The organism is Cyclobacterium xiamenense, from assembly GCF_009467825.1.
GTDB lineage: Bacteria > Bacteroidota > Bacteroidia > Cytophagales > Cyclobacteriaceae > Cyclobacterium > Cyclobacterium xiamenense.
In genome coordinates this window covers 23343-39704 of sequence record NZ_WIOK01000042.1, presented here as the reverse complement: position 1 = coordinate 39704, position 16362 = coordinate 23343, and the positions used below count along the sequence as shown (strand labels likewise).

General features: G+C 50.4%; 13 protein-coding genes. 4 read left to right on the top strand and 9 right to left on the bottom strand.

What is annotated here, in order from left to right:
- Positions 1-456: 456 nt before the first annotated feature.
- The gene (locus GCU44_RS21130; protein WP_154859389.1) at positions 457-636 is read right to left on the bottom strand and encodes a hypothetical protein; all 180 of its coding nucleotides are present in this window, start codon (positions 634-636) and stop codon (positions 457-459) included.
- A 453-nt stretch (positions 637-1089) separates the two neighbouring features.
- On the opposite strand from GCU44_RS21130, the gene GCU44_RS21125 reads away from it, so the two are divergent.
- Positions 1090-2622 carry a hypothetical protein gene (locus tag GCU44_RS21125; RefSeq protein WP_154859387.1) on the top strand — a complete coding sequence of 511 codons (1533 nt, stop codon included), beginning with the start codon at positions 1090-1092 and terminating at the stop codon, positions 2620-2622.
- A gap of 82 nt (positions 2623-2704) precedes the next feature.
- Here GCU44_RS21125 and GCU44_RS21120 read toward each other — a convergent pair whose 3' ends face one another.
- From GCU44_RS21120 to GCU44_RS21110, 3 genes are read right to left on the bottom strand one after another with little or no spacing between them, the layout of a single operon-like run.
- Positions 2705-3463 (bottom strand): LytR/AlgR family response regulator transcription factor, encoded by a 759-nt coding sequence (locus tag GCU44_RS21120; protein ID WP_154859385.1) that lies wholly within the window; start codon positions 3461-3463, stop codon positions 2705-2707.
- A gap of 6 nt (positions 3464-3469) precedes the next feature.
- On the bottom strand, positions 3470-4465 hold the full coding sequence (locus tag GCU44_RS21115; RefSeq protein ID WP_154859383.1) for a sensor histidine kinase: 996 nt from the start codon (positions 4463-4465) through the stop codon (positions 3470-3472).
- A gap of 48 nt (positions 4466-4513) precedes the next feature.
- Positions 4514-6895: a TonB-dependent receptor gene (locus tag GCU44_RS21110; RefSeq protein ID WP_154859381.1), complete on the bottom strand. Its 2382-nt coding sequence runs from the start codon at positions 6893-6895 to the stop codon at positions 4514-4516.
- 177 nt (positions 6896-7072) lie between these two features.
- On the opposite strand from GCU44_RS21110, the gene GCU44_RS21105 reads away from it, so the two are divergent.
- The 3 genes from GCU44_RS21105 to rbsK all read left to right on the top strand — a co-directional run bounded on the left by GCU44_RS21105 (position 7073) and on the right by rbsK (position 9441).
- Entirely contained in the window at positions 7073-7483 is a 411-nt protein-coding gene (locus GCU44_RS21105) for a DUF2784 domain-containing protein (protein WP_154859379.1), read from the top strand.
- A gap of 82 nt (positions 7484-7565) precedes the next feature.
- The gene (gene ric, locus GCU44_RS21100) at positions 7566-8303 is read left to right on the top strand and encodes an iron-sulfur cluster repair di-iron protein (RefSeq protein WP_154859376.1); all 738 of its coding nucleotides are present in this window, start codon (positions 7566-7568) and stop codon (positions 8301-8303) included.
- A 220-nt stretch (positions 8304-8523) separates the two neighbouring features.
- On the top strand, positions 8524-9441 hold the full coding sequence (gene rbsK / locus GCU44_RS21095) for a ribokinase (protein ID WP_092178899.1): 918 nt from the start codon (positions 8524-8526) through the stop codon (positions 9439-9441).
- Positions 9442-9520: 79 nt separating this feature from the next.
- Here the strand turns inward: rbsK and GCU44_RS21090 are convergent, their stop codons facing one another.
- The 5 genes from GCU44_RS21090 to GCU44_RS21070 form a co-directional block, all read right to left on the bottom strand.
- Positions 9521-10372: a serine hydrolase gene (locus tag GCU44_RS21090; RefSeq protein ID WP_154859374.1), complete on the bottom strand. Its 852-nt coding sequence runs from the start codon at positions 10370-10372 to the stop codon at positions 9521-9523.
- 15 nt (positions 10373-10387) lie between these two features.
- Complete coding sequence (locus GCU44_RS21085) at positions 10388-11935, bottom strand: AbgT family transporter (RefSeq protein WP_154859372.1); 1548 nt, start codon at positions 11933-11935, stop codon at positions 10388-10390.
- Positions 11936-14122: 2187 nt separating this feature from the next.
- Entirely contained in the window at positions 14123-14506 is a 384-nt protein-coding gene (locus GCU44_RS21080) for a DUF3037 domain-containing protein (protein ID WP_154859369.1), read from the bottom strand.
- Positions 14484-15275, bottom strand: a complete 792-nt coding sequence (locus tag GCU44_RS21075; protein ID WP_154859367.1) for a HipA family kinase — start codon at positions 15273-15275, stop codon at positions 14484-14486. Before GCU44_RS21075 ends, GCU44_RS21080 begins: the two co-directional genes overlap by 23 nt.
- Positions 15272-16114 (bottom strand): sulfurtransferase, encoded by an 843-nt coding sequence (locus GCU44_RS21070; RefSeq protein ID WP_154859365.1) that lies wholly within the window; start codon positions 16112-16114, stop codon positions 15272-15274. Before GCU44_RS21070 ends, GCU44_RS21075 begins: the two co-directional genes overlap by 4 nt.
- Positions 16115-16362: the final 248 nt, after the last annotated feature.

Here is a 16362-nt window from a genome sequence, read left to right as displayed (position 1 = left end):
AAAATGAAAGAAGGGATTTTTGAAAATCTAATACAAAGGATGGTGGCGAAGCCACCGTATCCGTACAAAGCCTTTATTTGATAAGTGCCTTATTCAAAATAACTATTTAAAGATGGCTTTTTTGCGTAAAAAATAAAAGGAAATACGGTATAAATTCAGTTTTCTAAAATCATTTTAGCAATAGTTAGTTGATAAGCTGGGTAGAGGAAAAGGAGCTCACGAGTCAATTCTGTACTTTCACGAATTTATTCCTCAGCTTTGCGAATTTTATACCGGTCATTTATTTTTGCCTGCGTATCTTTAACTACTGGTTGATTTTGATGCGGCGGTTTATTAGGTGTTCATTGAAAGGCTGGCATAAAAAAAAACCTGCAAGAAATGTTGCAGGCTTTTTAGCATCGAAATTAAAACGGTTGTTGTTTAATCCGGTAGTACGGTGTAGGGACTAATTGGTGTTTAGCTTCCACCACCATTCGCTGGGTCGTCATTCGACTTGCCCCCACCTCCCGTTATTAGTTCGGTATCAGGATTTTCTCTTGGAAAACCCTCTTTTTCGTCAATACCAATGAAGTCGCACGAAGCAACTAGTAACATAAGTGCAATTATCAACACCTTCCATTTGATTTTAGCCTTCATAACTTTTTAGGTTTTTAATTGAAGTTTGATTCAAATGGACCCGAGTGGGTTGACAAGAATTAGGAAGGGTCCGTTTCCTATTTCTTGTCAATTCCCTTAGCATCTGCGCCGATACGTATTTACATTGGTTAGTAAATTCTGATCAGTTTTTTCGGCCGACATAGAAATAACCGGATAAGAACTAAATTTGGTTCATGTAATAAAATTCAGTATAAAAAATATAAAAAGTAAAAAAATAAAAAATAATATATAGTAAAAATTTGTTTCATTACACTATGTGTGCTTCAAAATACTCATACATAGCGCCGGGGCCAGTAATTTTTTTTCCAGTGGAAAAATTTTTCAACAACAGAATCGGTTTTAAAAAAATAATTCAGTATTTTAAAAATAATTACTGAATTATTCTGCATCACGTGTAGTCTTGTTATCAAATCGAATCCACACTCCTGATCTATGGCAGCGCTACAATACCTTAATTATGCTAAAAATCACCCATACTTAAAGGAATTGGTCCAAGATGAAAGAGGAAAATACGAGCCTTTTTACAAGTTGGGCGAGCGTGTGAAGGATAAAGTCGCGGAACTTCTTCGGATAAGGGGACGCAGAGAAAATGAGCTATCCGAATACATTCCTTTTTTAAACAATGATCCGGGGGAGGTCAAACAAAATCATCAGACAAATTTAAGAAAATTGGGGTGGCCGGATGATCAATGGCCTTTTGCGAAAGATAGCAAAATACTGCGTTCGTTTTGGTATTGTTACGCTAAATTTAAATACGACGGTAAGTTTCGTTATGATGGCTTTGTAAAGCTGGACATACTTGATCTTTTGAGTCAGTTTGTTGGCTTAAGGGACTTTGGAGAGTTTGTTCATGTGGAGTTTTCCTGTCCCGATGGGTTGGTTATAGCACTTGTGAACAATACAACGACTAAAGACGCTCAAATAAAGGATAATCTTAAATTGTTACTTCTCAACTTGATTGAAAATGAAAACTTACCAATTTCGGGTAACATCAATGGCGCAGGAGGACAGCGAATTCCCAGCGCAAATACTTTTTCCGAAGCGAAGGAAATTGCAATCGAAGACAAAGCAGATTTGGTAATCTTTGTTAATGGAACCGCAGGAGATTTCGTCTCGTTGAATTGCCATGCCTTTAATGAGGTTTGGGCGCAACATCATGGAAGCTGGGAAAAAAAAATCAGGATTCACGAAATAATAAACGACGAAGATAAAGTACTACAAAAAAAAATACAGCATACCCTATACTGGTGCCTTTCTCACCTTTATTTTTTTAAAAGGAGATTACAGCTTAGCTGTGATTACCTGACAAAAGCAAAGCGACTAAAGTTGGATACGATAGAAGTTCCTTTTCGCTTGGGAGTACTACATGACTTGCTGGAGAAACCAAACATAGCTAAAACCGAATATTTAAGACTATTAACTCAAATCGGGGTAGAGGACGCAGCTATTCAATTAAAACACCTGATCGAAACAAATGAAAATCAACCAACAAATAATGGGAATTACATCAAAATTGAAGGGAATATGATCAAATTAGATGATATTTACATCGGACTTTCTGTAGATCATGTGGAAAAAAATATGATGTATTTTGAAATTGTCAGAACAAAGCTTTTTAGCCTTCTTCGGGAAAAACTACCCCGGGATGCGTATGAAAGAACATTGGACAAGATTACAAAAAATTCTAAATTAGATGGCTTGGCGGAAAAATACAAACCTATGTTCGGAGAAGCATTTTTTGAGATGGGAATGGTATTGATTGAAAAATTTCAAAAGGGAGAAGATGTGGATTTAGATAATATTTGCAACTGTTTCGAAAAGGCAGTTTCAGTTTGTACTAAGGAGCGTATTCATACGTACTGTTTTGAATTTTTCGGGAAATTCGATTATTTGCAAAAAATTAAAAATGTAATTCTAGAAAATCATCGAAACCGATCGGATATTCTTGCTATTTATTCAGTATAAATTGCGAGGTAAAAGCCAATAAACATCGCGTGGTAAAAGAAATGCGATAGGCGTCGAGAGTATTATCCAGGGAACCGCGCACTCACCTCCCCAACCACTCCTTAAACTCCGCCGTTTTTTCCGAGCTGCTGATGCATTCCTTGGCGCAGGGGGGCTGTAGGTCCAGTTTGATCCGGCTGCGGGAGTAGGCATGCATCTGACGAATGGCGGCTACCTGTACCACAAAACTTCGGTTTACCCGGAAAAACACCTCCGGGTCAAGCCCCTCCGCTAGCTGATCCAGCGTCTCGTCCAGCACGTATTTGCTGCCCGATTGGTCGACCAGGTATACGGCCTTGTTTTCGGCAAAAAAATAGGCCACCTCTGCGATTCCAATGGACTTGATCGTGTTTCCATAGGCCAGCAAAAAACGTTTCCGGTAGGGCGTTTCTCCCTTTCGGAGTTGGGCCAGCAGTGCATCCAGGGAGGCTACCTGCGTCCCGGAAGCCTGTATGGATTTTAATTTTTGCAAGCTGGCTGACAGGGCGTCCTGCCCGATGGGCTTGAGCAGATAGGCGATACCATTGACCTGAAATGCCCGCAGGGCGTATTCATCGTAGGCGGTGGTAAAGATGACCGGGCAACTTACTTCCACCTGCTCAAAAATCTCAAAACCGGAGCCATCCGCCAGGTGAATGTCCAGAAAAATCAGGTCGGGTTGGTTGTTTTTAAGAAAGGCTACCGCGGCACCTACCGAGTCAACCTTGGCCTGCACCCGTATTTCCGGAGCGATCTGTTGCAGCATTCGCTCCAGGCGGTCTGCCGCCAGCTTTTCGTCTTCTACAAGTAAGGTGGTGTACATGCTTGCTTAATCGGTTTCAGGGATCAGGGGAATTTCGGCACAAAAATACCCCGCTTGTTCGTAAAAATTAGCTTCTTTGTTCGCTACCAATTGCAGCCGTTGGGCGATGTTTTTCAGGCCGGTCTGCGTAGACGGAGCGGGATGGCTGCGTAGCTGCAGGTTGTTCCTGACCAGCAACCGGTCCTCAATCAGTTCCAGCCGGATGGTCAGTGGCTTTCCCTGTAAAATCTGGTTGTGCTTGATGGCATTTTCTACCAGGTTTTGCACAATTAGCGGTGGAATATGGTACCGGTCCACCTGCGCATCCAGGCGGTTCTCGAAGATCAGGTGGTCGCCAAACCGGATTTTTTGCAGGTAGATATAGGATTCCACAAAGTCCATCTCCTCCCGAAGCCTGACAAAGTTTTTGCCGTTCACTTCCAATACGTAGCGGTAGATATCAGCAAATTCCTGCACAAATTGTTCCGCTTTTTCCGGATCCACCGGAATCAGGGAGGCCAGGGTGTTTAGGCTGTTAAATAGGAAATGGGGATTCACCTGGTTTTTGAGGCTTTCAAATTGCAGGCGGGCTTCCGTTTTTTTCAGCCGCTCACTTTCCAGCAGGGAGGATTTCCATAGCTCGAAGTAAAACACGGTTTCGTAGACGATGGCAATGATGGCGGTAATAAACAGCCCCATTCCTAGTATTTGGAGGTGGAAGTCCGCTTCGTAGGGGATCCAACCAATCCCGTGCAGCAAGAAGATCACCAGGCTGCCGGCAAGGACGGTGTACCCAACGGAAAGCACCGCCTGGGTGAGGATGCGCTGCCGGGTCTGCTGGATTCGCGGGTACCGTTCGCGAACCCAGCCGACCAGTCGAAAATTGCCTTCCCAAAACGCAAAGGTAAAGACACCGTTGACCAGCAACTCCGGCCAAAAGGGGGCGATGGGCTGCACCACCGTCAGCAGGAGGGACAATCCGAGCATCAACAGGTACCGGTCATAAGGGGCCTTTATCTTCATTTGTTGGTTGTTGCCGACGACAAGATACGCAAAGCACTTAGATTATGCCTAAAAAGTCAACCGGTACTGCGGAATCGGAAAGATGCCGAGCTGGTAACTGTTGACAATGGACTGGGATATTGGATTGTAGGTCTGCCGAAACAGGTTTTGGTGGTTGGTGAGATTTTGTATGTCCAGCGACCATTCGTGGGTCAGGTTTTTCTTGTTTACCCGGTATACGGCCTTGAGATCGGTACGGAAATAGTCCGGGTTTTTGACCGAAAAGGCCCGGTCTTCCTGGAATACCGCCTGGTTTTCCAGGATGCTGCGTTCCAAATCGATGGGCGTACGATACTGACCACCCGCATAGGTCAGTTTTATATCCAGGGCAAAGGTGCGGTTTGGCCCCCCGATTTCCCATTCTTTTCCAAACAGACCGTTCACTACGTACCGACTGTTAAAGGCCGTATTTCTCCAGACAGCATCGCTCCCCCTATACCGGGAATCAAATAAGGAGGCCGTGGCCAGAAAATACGATCCCGCACTAAATTGCTTTTCTAAGGTGAGTTCCAAGCCGTAATTGCGACCCCGGCCCCGATTGGTCAGGCTGTCCACATTCGGCAAACCAAAATCGGCGCCGGCATTGAGCAGGGAGAAGCTACTCGGAGCGGTTTCTACCGGTACATCGTATACGTGTTGGTAGTAGATTTCGGACTTCAGGTGCACATCCGGGCTGAATTGATGCCGGAATCCGGCCACCAGGTGGTGAGATTTGCTGAAATCCAGCCCTTTATTCGTTTGCAGGCTTTGCTCGTTCGGGCCCTCGGACTCGAGGAAATAGGTGGGAATGGGCTGCAATTGGCTGTGCAGGCCGTAGCCAAAACTGAAGGTATTGCGGTCATTTTGTTCAAAAGACAGACCGAACCGTGGCTCAAGCTGCCGGGCATCGTTCAACACAAAATACTGGTAGTGGAGGCCGATGTTGGCGCTGAGGCGTTGGTCCAGCCGGTGTTGCCATTGCAGGTGGGATTGGAACAAGCCCGACGAACCGGATGCATTGCGTAAGTCGCGGAAGCGGTCTTCCGCTGCCTGATACAGACTATCCCGCAGGTTGAATTGCAGGTGATCATAATTCATGCCGGCGCGAAAATTGTTCCGGCTGTCTACCTTGCGGTAAAGCTCGTATTGTGCCCGGAACTTGTTTAATCCAAAATGGTTGCGAAAAAGGGGACTTGGTTCCCTGTTTTCCAAACTTAGGGAATCCACACGGTTTCCCGAAAAACTGTGATCCGCCGACAACGTCACTACGCCGTAGGTCTGCGTATCGTAATACTGCCGGTGGGTCAATCCGACGACGCCCATTTTTGCCCGGTTGTAAATGTTTTGGGTTAGCTCTGAGTATAGGTCCGTGGCGCTGCTGTCCGTTTCCGATCCAAGCAGGTCGATGTTACTCTTTCCGCCAATCGCAAAAACCGAAAACCGTCCCCAGGAACGGGTAGGCAGGTCTAGTTTTAGGGAAAAGTCCTGGTAATAGGGTACTGCCGCTCCTGTGCCGGCCGAAAAACCGATCTCCTGCATCAATGCAAAGGTTGAATACCGGTAATTCAGTAGGTAGGATGCACCGTTAGCGCCACCCAACGGCCCCTCGGTCCCAAGTTCCAATCCATTGAATCCCATTTGCACCAGGTGCTCCCTGCGATAGGCATTGCCTTTACGAAGGTTGAGATCAAAAACCCCGGCCGTGGCATTTCCATAGGCGGCAGGAAAAGCACCCGTGATAAAATCACTTTTATCCAGAAGGTTGCTGTTGAGGATGCTTACCGGACCACCGGTGGTACCCATGGCGCCAAAATGGTTGGGGTTGGGAATGTCTACCCCTTCCAATCTCCACAAAACGCCGGTGGGGGAATTGCCCCGAATGACTATGTCGTTTCGGGAATCATTCGCGCCGCTTACCCCGGCGAAGTTTTGGGCCATGCGGGCGGGATCGTTTCGGCTGCCGGCAAATCGCTGGGTGGCCTCCATGTCAAAACCCCTGGCCGAAACGGTGGCCATTTCATTCTGGGCTTGCCGGGAGTCTCCTCCGGCCTGCACCACCACGGTTTCCATCTGTTCCAGACTTTCCTCCAATTGAATGGTGAGGACTACTTCTTTTCCGCTGGTAATGGGGATTTCGCGAAGCGTGCTGGGTTCGTATCCCAGGTAACTTACCTGTATGCTGGCCCTTCCGGCAGGAACGGCGGTTAAGGTAAACCTACCCTCCAGGTCGGTGGCTGTTCCAATCAGGGGGTCGGTACCCATGATGCGTACCGAAGCTCCCGGCAACGGAGATTGGCTGACCAGGTCCAGAACGGTTCCCCGGACGGTTTGCGTGTAGGATGGGTTGTCTTGTGCGGTCGCCCAGTGGGATAGACCTAGCAGGATTAGCAGAAGTAACGTTTTTTGTCGCATGTCGTTTCTCAAATAGGTTCGTTAGTAGGAGAGCAAAACAATGCATCCAGCCGGAAAATGGAAAATCGGGCTGGACGGATTCGAATACGTTCGGGATGAATCCGTAAATTAACCGGATGAATTTCCGATGGCGAAAAAGAAATGCGTCCGTTCGCTGCGGGTAAACCACTACCAATTATGCATCAGCTTCTTTTTATTGACTGGCTGGCAGCGGCCGATTATGCCTTTCTGGTCCTGCATACCGGGTTGATCCTTTTCAATCTGGGGGGCTGGCTGAGCCCCTCTACCCGAAAAGCACACCTGGTTTGCATTTCCCTGACCCTGGCTTCCTGGGTTTTCCTGGGAATCTGGTACGGATGGGGGTACTGCCCCTGCACGGACTGGCATTGGGAAATCCTCCGCCTCCGAGGCGTGGAGGGCTTACCCAATTCCTATATTAGTTACTTGCTGGAACGTATCCTGGGCTGGCAGCCTGCGGCCAAGTTGGTGGACGGTGCCACCCTTGGCCTTGCATTGGCGGCCTTTTTTCTATCCCTGTGGCTGAATATCCGAAAACCTTCCAGTGAGGAGAATAGTCGGCGAAAATAATAAAAGATAAATTTGTCCTTAATTAATTTTTCCGTAGCTTTGTTTTATATAAAAGATAATCAAATCCTAATACCTTTTAATTATGGAACAGCTAGCAGTGGAAAAAGTCGGAGACATTGTCGCCAGGGATTTCAGAACGGCGAAAATTTTCACGGAATACGGCATTGACTTTTGTTGCGGAGGTGGCATCAGCGTTACCGAGGCTTGTCGGAAAAAAGGGATAAATGCAGCGGATCTCGTTATGAAACTTGGGGGATTGGAAAACAGTTCGAAGGACCTACGCTACGCCCAAATGAGTTCCGTTGAGTTGATCGCACACATTGTGAACACCCATCACCGGCAAGTGGAAGAAAGCCTGCCCTCCCTGAAATGCTACCTGGATAAACTTGAGAAAGTACATGGGGAGCGTCATCCGGAGTTGGCAGAAATCAACCGGTTATTTTCCGGAGCAGCGGATGCCCTGACCGTGCACATGAAGAAAGAAGAACTGATCCTTTTTCCCTACATAGAGGCCATGGAAAAAGCCCGAAGCGAAGGGATTGCACCTCCTGATCCTCATTTTGGACACATCGAAAACCCCATTGGCATGATGGAAGACGATCATGCGGCCGAAGGAGCCCGTTTTTCCCGACTTTCGGAACTTAGTCAGGGATACAATCCGCCGGCCGATGCCTGTCAGACCTATAAGGTAGCGTTTGCCATGTTGGAGGAGTTTGAGAAAGACCTGCACGTGCACATTCATTTGGAAAACAACCTGTTGTTTCCCGCTGCCCGTGTTCTGCACGAGGGGATACAAAAAACGGAAGCAGGATCCCGTTAAAACAACCATTCGCTACCGAAAAAGTCCGGATAGTCCCGGTCTTTTTCCTTGTTTGCCCGGAATTCCTGTTGGTTTTTTCAGGGATTTTTGAAATTTTGTTTTAGTTTTAATTTCAAATCGGTACGGGGGCCCAGGCACTTGGGCCCGTTTGAAATTTCCAACTTTATTGGTGGGCATGCACCGGCGGTTTTTAGCGGTTGTTTGCTCACAAAAACAGCGTATGGGTCAACAACAAAAAATTGTGGTGGTGGGGAGTTCGAATACCGATATGGTCGTTCGCGTGAAGCGGTTTCCGGTACCAGGTGAAACCGTTCACGGAGAAGAATTCAGCATTCATCCCGGTGGGAAAGGCGCCAATCAGGCCATTGCAGCAGTGAGACTGGGCGGAGAGGTGGCCTTTGTGGCCCGATTGGGAAACGATGCCTTCGGTCACCAAACATTGGAAAACTTCAAAAACGAGGGCTTGGATATTCAGGCAGTGGCGCTGGACGAGCAATTGCCCTCCGGGGTGGCCCAGATTATGGTGGACGCTTCGGGCGAAAACACCATTGTCGTGGCCAGTGGGGCAAATCAGGGGCTCTTGCCCCAACAGCTGGAAGCCCATGCAGGGCTGCTGGAAGAAGCAGCGTTTATTTTGACGCAGTTAGAAACCCCCATGGAAACAATCGTTTACCTGGCGAATACCTACGGGGGAAAGGGCAAAAAGCTGATCCTGAACCCGGCCCCTGCCTGCGAATTGCCCGAAGCAATCTATAAAAATTTATACGCCATTGTCCCCAACGAGGAAGAGACCAAATTTCTCACCGGGATACGGGTTACGAACGAAGCGACGGCCGTACATGCCGCTGCCCATTTTCATCAAAAAGGCGTACAGGTGGTGGTCATTACCCTGGGGGCCGCGGGTGCCTTTCTTTCCACTCCCGACTATACCGGTAGCCTGGCCTCACCGGAGGTAATTCCGGTAGACAGCACGGCTGCGGGCGATACCTTTATCGGCGCAGTAGCTGCCGGACTGAGTGCTGGGATGGATTGGGTGGAGGCGGTGACTTTTGCCAACCGGGCAGCTGCCCTATCCGTGACAAAAAAAGGAGCCCAGCCCTCCATTCCCTTTTTGCAACAGGTCCGGGAATTTAACTAAAGGCTTTTTTTGGCATACACAGCCAAGCGCAAATTCAATCCGGAGAATAGGCTGAAGCGGTTCTACCTGTCGGCTGGCCTTACCTGCCGTAGATTTCATAGGCCAGACGTCCGATTTCGGCAATGATTTTTTCGGCCTCTTCGATTTCCTGAAAATGCTCCACAAAAACGGAAACAACCAGGGGGCGCTTTCCGAAAATAATTCCTGCATCTCCCCGAACATAGTCCAGTGTTCCGGTTTTGTGGGCTACTTCCAGGTTTTTTGGCAGGAGAGCGGGCAAGGTTTGCCGGTCCGCGCAGGCAGTCAGTAATTGCCGGGCGGATGCTGCGGTTTCAGCAGAAACGGACTTCGAATCGAGTAGCATCAACAAAATCCGGTTGATCTCCGCAGGGCTGGTGTAGTTTTGTTTTCCTTGTTCGATGGCAGCAAAATCCATCATTTTTCGGTTGAGCTGCGTGGCGGTAAAGCCACGTTCGTTCAGCCAGCCCTGTATCCGTTCCATCCCAAGTTCGTCGATCAGTATATTGGTGGCGGTATTGTCGCTGATCCGAATCATTTCCGTAGCCAGTGTGCGGTAGGTAAGCAGGCTTCCATCCGGCTCAAATTGCAACTCCCCGGCGCCCCCCACTTTGTCCTGATTCCGTAAGTGGTACCGATCTTCCAGGGAAAGTTCCTCGTTTTCCACTGCTTCCAGAAGCGCGAGCAGTATGGGTATTTTAATGATACTGGCAGAGGGAACCCCTTTATCCGGCTCGTATTCCGCCAGAATTTCTCCCTCCGCACCTTGGATCAGGAAGGAAAGTTCGGTGTCTGGGGCAAGTGTTTCCAGGTATTCCAGAAGCGCATCCTGCCCATTGGCAAGGAAAACAGGCCACTGCAAGACACAGATTAACAGCAGGTAGCGGATTTGTGATGGAAGCGATTTTTTCATAAGGTAAGGAGTTGCTTAAAAGCCCGTGTATTCGTAGGAAGATTGAAGTCCCAGTGGGATTTCCAGCGTCCAGTAAATCAGCAGAAAGGCGGTCCAGATCACCAGTAAATACATGGTATAGGGCAGCATGAGCGAAACCAGGGTTCCGATACCGGTGTTTTTCACGTACCGTTGGCCAAAGATCACCACCAGGGGAAAATAGGGAAGGAGGGGAGTGATGATGTTGGATACCGAATCGCCCACGCGGTAGGCGGCCTGCGTCAGGTCGGGGGAAATTCCCAGCTGCATAAGCATGGGAACAAAGATGGGGCTGATCAGGGCCCATTTGGCCGATGCCGATCCAACCAACAGGTTGACAAAAGCGCTTAGAAAGACGATCCCGACCACCGTTACCTGCGAGGGCAATTGCAGGCTTTGCAGAAAGGCCGCTCCTTTTAGTGCCGTCATGGATCCAATATTCGACTGGGAGAAGGCATCGATAAAGAGCGCGCAGAAAAAGGCCATGACGATGTACTGCGCCATGCTTCCCATGGCTTTGCTCATGGAGGCGATCACATCGCCGGAGGATGTATAGGTGCCGGCAACGAATCCGTAGAGGATGCCCGGGATCCAAAAGACGAGGAAAATTAGCGGAACAATGGATTGCATCAAAGGAGCAGCAAAAGAGGTAATTTCTCCATCGGGGGCCCGAAGGCTGGAATCCAGCGGGTAAGCCCAGGCAACCAAACCCAGCAGGCCCAGCACCAAGACCAGGCTGGCTAGTTTAAATCCTTTTTTCTCTTTGGGACCCAATTCGTCCATTCGGGGCACGTCCGTCAGGTTTTCGTCTACGGGATTGGTGCGCAACAGCCGCGGCTCAATAACCCTGTCGGTCAGGTACCAGGCCACCCCGATCACCACCAAGCTGGAAAGACCGGTAAAGAAAATATTGTTCAAGGGGTTTAACTGAATGCCGGGATCCAGGATTTGGGCCGCAGACTGCGTGAAGGATTGCAAAAGCGGGTCGATGGCCGAGGGAATAAAATTGGCACTGAATCCACCGGAGACCCCCGCAAAGGTAGCAGCGATCCCCGCCAGCGGGTGCCGGCCGGCGGCATAGAAAATCACGCCTCCCAGGGGAATGACCAGCACGTAACCGGCATCCGCAGCCGTATGGCTGACAATGGCTACCAATACCAAAATGGGAGTGAGCAGGCTTTTTGGCGTAAATCCCAACAGGTATTTCAGACCGGCATTGATAAAGCCGGAATACTCTGCCACGCCCACGCCGAGCATCGCCAGTAGTACCACGCCTAGGGGAGGGAAATTAATGAAGGTGGGAATCATTCGCGAAAGAAACGCAGCGATACGTTCACCGGTTAGCAGGTTTTGGATGTACAGTTTTTCGCCTGTCCGTGGGTCCAATTCGTTGAAATCGATGGGTGACAGTAATGCCGAAAAAAGCCAGGTGAGCAGCATAAGGATCAAAAAAAGCACGGCAGGATCCGGTAATTTGTTGCCAGCGCGCTCAATGCTGTTGAGAAACCGGTCCAGCAGGCTGTTTTTATTCGTGGATTGTTTCATGGGTAGGTTTTTGGAAAGCTAAAAATAACACTCCACCGCTGAATTCCCGGAAAATGGCCTAAAAAATTAACGGGATGGGTCAATTCGACAAGTAGCCGAGCCGATTCCCCAACCCCGAAGCGGGTTGAACCACCGCTTGCACCTCGATACTGGATTTTTCCATCCTGTCTCCGTTGCCGATCTGGGCTCGATCGCAGGGCATACGATTCAACCCCGTCCGGGGTTGGCGGCGTAGGGTGATTCGCGATCCGTGGGCTGCACCCACGGTTAGTATTGTTCAGGCCCTTCAGGCCTGTCCTTACAGCGGAAATCATCAACAGTCAGAAAGGGTGTTTATAGAAAGCGATCTTCCGTTCGAGTAATCCGATGAAATGATGTCCCTTAGTATTTTCCTACAAACAAGCGTCCATTCGACGCCGAAACCTGAAGGGCTTCCCTAACAATAACCCCGGGCGAAACCCGGGGCCCAAGCGCCGATAAATCCTTTCCCCAACCCCGAAGCGGGTTGAACCACCGCTTGCACCTCGATGCTGGATTTTGCCATCCTGTCTCGGCTGCCGATCTGGGCTCGATCGCAGGGCACACGATTCAACCCCGTCTGGGGTTGGCGGCGTAGGGTGATTCGCGATCCGTGGGCTGCACCCACGGTTAGTATTGTTCAGGCCCTTCAGGCCTGTCCTTACAGCGGAAATCATCAACAGTCAGAAAGGGTGTTTATAGAAAGCGATCTTCCGTTCGAGCAATCCGATGAAATGACGTCCCTTAGTATTTTCCTACAAACAAGCGTCCATTCGACGCCGAAGCCTGAAGGGCTTCCCTAACAATAACCCCGGGCGAAACCCGGGGCCCAGACGCCGATAAATCCTTTCCCCAACCCCGAAGCGGGTTGAACCACCGCTTGCACCTCGATGCTGGATTTTGCCATTGTGTCTCCGTTGCCGATCTGGGCTCGATCGCAGGGCATACGATTCAACCCCGTCCGGGGTTGGCGGCGTAGGGTGATTCGTGATCCGTGGGCTGCACCCACGGTTAGTATTGTTCAGGCCCTTCAGGCCTGTCCTTACAGCGGAAATCATCAACAGTCAAAAAGGGTGTTTATAGAAAGCGATCTTCCGTTCGAGCAATCCGATGAAATGACGTCCCTTAGTATTTTCCTACAAACAAGCGTCCATTCGACGCCGAAGCCTGAAGGGCTTCCCTAACAATAACCCCGGGCGAAACCCGGGGCCCAAGCGCCGATAAATCCTTTCCCCAACCCCGAAGCGGGTTGAACCACCGCTTGCACCTCGATGCTGGATTTTGCCATCCTGTCTCGGCTGCCGATCTGGGCTCGATCGCAGGGCACACGATTCAACCCCGTCTGGGGTTGGAGGCGTAGGGTGATTCGTGATCCGTAGGCTGCACCCACGGTTAGTATTGTTCAGGCCCTTCAGGCCTGTCCTTACAGCGGAAATCATCAACAGTCAGAAAGGGTGTTTATAGAAAGCGATCTTCCGTTCGAGCAATCCGATGAAATGACGTCCCTTAGTATTTTCCTACAAACAAGCGTCCATTCGACGCCGAGGCCTGAAGGGCTTCCCTAACAATAACCCCGGGCGAAACCCGGGGCCCAGGCGCCGATAAATCCTTTCCCCAACCCCGAAGCGGGTTGAACTACCGCTTGCACCTCGATGCTGGATTTTGCCATTGTGTCTCCGCTGCCGATCTGGGCTCGATCGCAGGGCACACGATTCAACCCCGTCTGGGGTTGGCGGCGTAGGGTGATTCGCGATCCGTGGGCTGCACCCACGGTTAGTATTGTTCAGGCCCTTCAGGCCTGTCCTTACAGCGGAAATCATCAACAGTCAGAAAGGGTGTTTATAGAAAGCGATCTTCCGTTCGATTAATCCGATGAAATGACGTCCCTTAGTATTTTCCTACAAACAAGCGTCCATTCGACGCCGAAACCTGAAGGGCTTCCCTAACAATAACCCCGGGCGAAACCCGGGGCCCAGGCGCCGATAAATCCTTTCCCCAACCCCGAAGCGGGTTGAACCACCGCTTGCACCTCGATGCTGGATTTTGCCATCCTGTCTCGGCTGCCGATCTGGGCTCGATCGCAGGGCACACGATTCAACCCCGTCTGGGGTTGGAGGCGTAGGGTGATTCGTGATCCGTGGGTCGGTCGCCGGATTGCTCGTGGAGGACTTACTGCACGTAGGCTTTCAGCAGGGCATCCACGGTTTCGTCCAAATCGGGGGAAATCCCTGGATGGGGTCGGGAAGTTTGGATGATGGAACTTCGGACAGCGGTCAGCCAGCGAAAGCGGGAAGCGATGGGTTCCTTGGAAATGGGGCTGTTGGCATTTTTCCCCTCACATACCTGTATGAATGCCTGGAGGTGTTTTCGGATCGTTTCCGTATCGGTCTCGGGGTCCAGCGCTTTTAGTTTTTGTTCGTTCAGGACCGCGGTACAGCGGAGGTATTGCTGCTGTATGGAGCAAAGGACCACGCCCACGTTGATGAATTCCTCCTTCTCCACCCGGGGCACTACCCGAATGATGGCATACTCATACAAGTGCTTTTCTGGCATGCTGTGCTTCGTTTAAAAAGGTTTCCGAATGCTTGAGCCGGAGCAATAGAAAATCCGTATACACCTGCTTCCAGTCTTCCATTGCTCCGGTTTCTCCCATGGCTTCCAGCCATTCCCCGGGTAGGGATTGGACGATGTTCCAGAGTGCCTCTGGGGTAAGTAGTTGTCTGAACTTCTCGTCGGCTTTTTCCAATTCTCCGGCCCGGGGCAATAACACGTGATCTTTGATCAGGGGGAAAGGGCTTTTGGCGTGTTTTTCCCAGTTTTCCCAGGTATGGTGAAAAATAAAGGAGGCGCCATGGTCGATCAGCCACAGTTCCCGGTGCCACATCAGCATGTTGGTATTCCGAAAGGTTCGGTCCACGTTGGTAATGTAGGCATCCAGCCAGACGACGGCCGATGCCAGTTCGCTTGAAACCGCATCGGCTGCCGGATCAAAATTGACCGCTGCGGATAAGAAATGAAGCCCCAGATTCAATCCCTGGCTGCTTTTCAATAAGTCCTGGATTTCTTCGTCTCCCTCCGTTTGGCCAAATGCCGGGTCCAGCCGGGCAAAGACCAACTCCGGTACCTTGAATCCCAATAACCGGGCGATTTCTCCACCCAACAGTTCCGCCAGTAAGGCCTTTTCCCGTTGTCCGGCGCCTCGGAATTTGATCACGTAGTTAAAGCCGTCGTCTGCCTGGGCCAGGGCGGGCAGGGAGCCTCCCTCACGCAAAGGCATTTTGTATTGCATGACCTGTACCGTACGGAGTGCTACTTCGTTCATTTTTCTGTGGCGATGGGACGGTTGTTTCGGGACCATTCGCTCCAGGAACCCACGTAGAGTTTGGGGATTTCCAGCCCGGCATGCGCCAGTGCCAATAAGGTGTGGCAGGCGGTGACACCCGACCCGCAGTGTATCGCGGTGTTTTCCGGAGAAATGCCGGCAAGCACTTCCTGGTATTTTGCTTTGAGGGTGTCTGCGGGCAGAAAGAAGCCATCCGCTCCCAGGTTTTCTGAGAAAGGTACATTTATGGCTCCAGGTATGTGACCAGCCACCAGGTCAATGGGTTCGGTGGCCCCGGAGTAGCGCACAGCCTCGCGTACGTCGATCACCCGGCAGTCTTCTGCGCCGGCCTTCGCTCCCACCTCTTCCATGTCCGCCAGGGGCAACTGCCACTGCTGTACCGGATAGGCGGGTCCTGGTGTCGGGATTTCTTCACCGGAGGCCGTTGGGAATCCTGCGGACACCGCCGCTTGCAGTCCCCCATCCACTACCTGTACCTGGGTATGTCCAACGGCCGTCAACATCCACCAGAACCGGGCAGCAGACATACCGCCCTGCTTGTCATCGTAAACAATGACCCGGCTTTCCGGACGGATTCCCAGTTTGCCCAGAGTTTTGCCGAAGTCCGTTGGCGTGGGGAGGGGATGCCTTCCTCCGGCAGCAGGGTTTTCTTTGATATCGGACAAGTCCTCGTTTAAAGCGACGTGAATCGCGCCACGAAGGTGTTGCTTTTTATAGGCTTCTTTGTCAAAACGGGCATCTACCAGCACCACTGCAGGGTCCTTTACCAGCGCTGCCAGGACGGTAGGAGGGATCAAGGGTTGACTTCCGGTTTTCATTTTTTAGGTTGTTTGAGGTGGTACATCTATCGTATCCGCCAAAGATAACCGCTAAAACTCAGATATGGGGAGTAATTCCCCCAAAATGAGCAAATTCAGCCGGGCCCTGTCGGGAAACTGGACAGGGCATAGATCCACTATAGTTGGCAGTAGGGGCCGAATAGGTTGTCCCGGTGCCGCTCGGATGTCGCCAATTGCGCTGGGAATGGCCCTTTGTAGAAATGGTTTTTGGAACCCGGTAATGAATG

Bases quoted from the DNA above. Each gene is read 5' to 3' on its own strand.
- GCU44_RS21130 (WP_154859389.1), bottom strand. From the start codon at position 636: ATGAAGGCTAAAATCAAATGGAAGGTGTTGATAATTGCACTTATGTTA.
- GCU44_RS21125 (WP_154859387.1), top strand. From the start codon at position 1,090: ATGGCAGCGCTACAATACCTTAATTATGCTAAAAATCACCCATACTTA.
- GCU44_RS21120 (WP_154859385.1), bottom strand. From the start codon at position 3,463: ATGTACACCACCTTACTTGTAGAAGACGAAAAGCTGGCGGCAGACCGC.
- GCU44_RS21115 (WP_154859383.1), bottom strand. From the start codon at position 4,465: ATGAAGATAAAGGCCCCTTATGACCGGTACCTGTTGATGCTCGGATTG.
- GCU44_RS21110 (WP_154859381.1), bottom strand. From the start codon at position 6,895: ATGCGACAAAAAACGTTACTTCTGCTAATCCTGCTAGGTCTATCCCAC.
- GCU44_RS21105 (WP_154859379.1), top strand. From the start codon at position 7,073: ATGCATCAGCTTCTTTTTATTGACTGGCTGGCAGCGGCCGATTATGCC.
- ric (WP_154859376.1), top strand. From the start codon at position 7,566: ATGGAACAGCTAGCAGTGGAAAAAGTCGGAGACATTGTCGCCAGGGAT.
- rbsK (WP_092178899.1), top strand. From the start codon at position 8,524: ATGGGTCAACAACAAAAAATTGTGGTGGTGGGGAGTTCGAATACCGAT.
- GCU44_RS21090 (WP_154859374.1), bottom strand. From the start codon at position 10,372: ATGAAAAAATCGCTTCCATCACAAATCCGCTACCTGCTGTTAATCTGT.
- GCU44_RS21085 (WP_154859372.1), bottom strand. From the start codon at position 11,935: ATGAAACAATCCACGAATAAAAACAGCCTGCTGGACCGGTTTCTCAAC.
- GCU44_RS21080 (WP_154859369.1), bottom strand. From the start codon at position 14,506: ATGCCAGAAAAGCACTTGTATGAGTATGCCATCATTCGGGTAGTGCCC.
- GCU44_RS21075 (WP_154859367.1), bottom strand. From the start codon at position 15,275: ATGAACGAAGTAGCACTCCGTACGGTACAGGTCATGCAATACAAAATG.
- GCU44_RS21070 (WP_154859365.1), bottom strand. From the start codon at position 16,114: ATGAAAACCGGAAGTCAACCCTTGATCCCTCCTACCGTCCTGGCAGCG.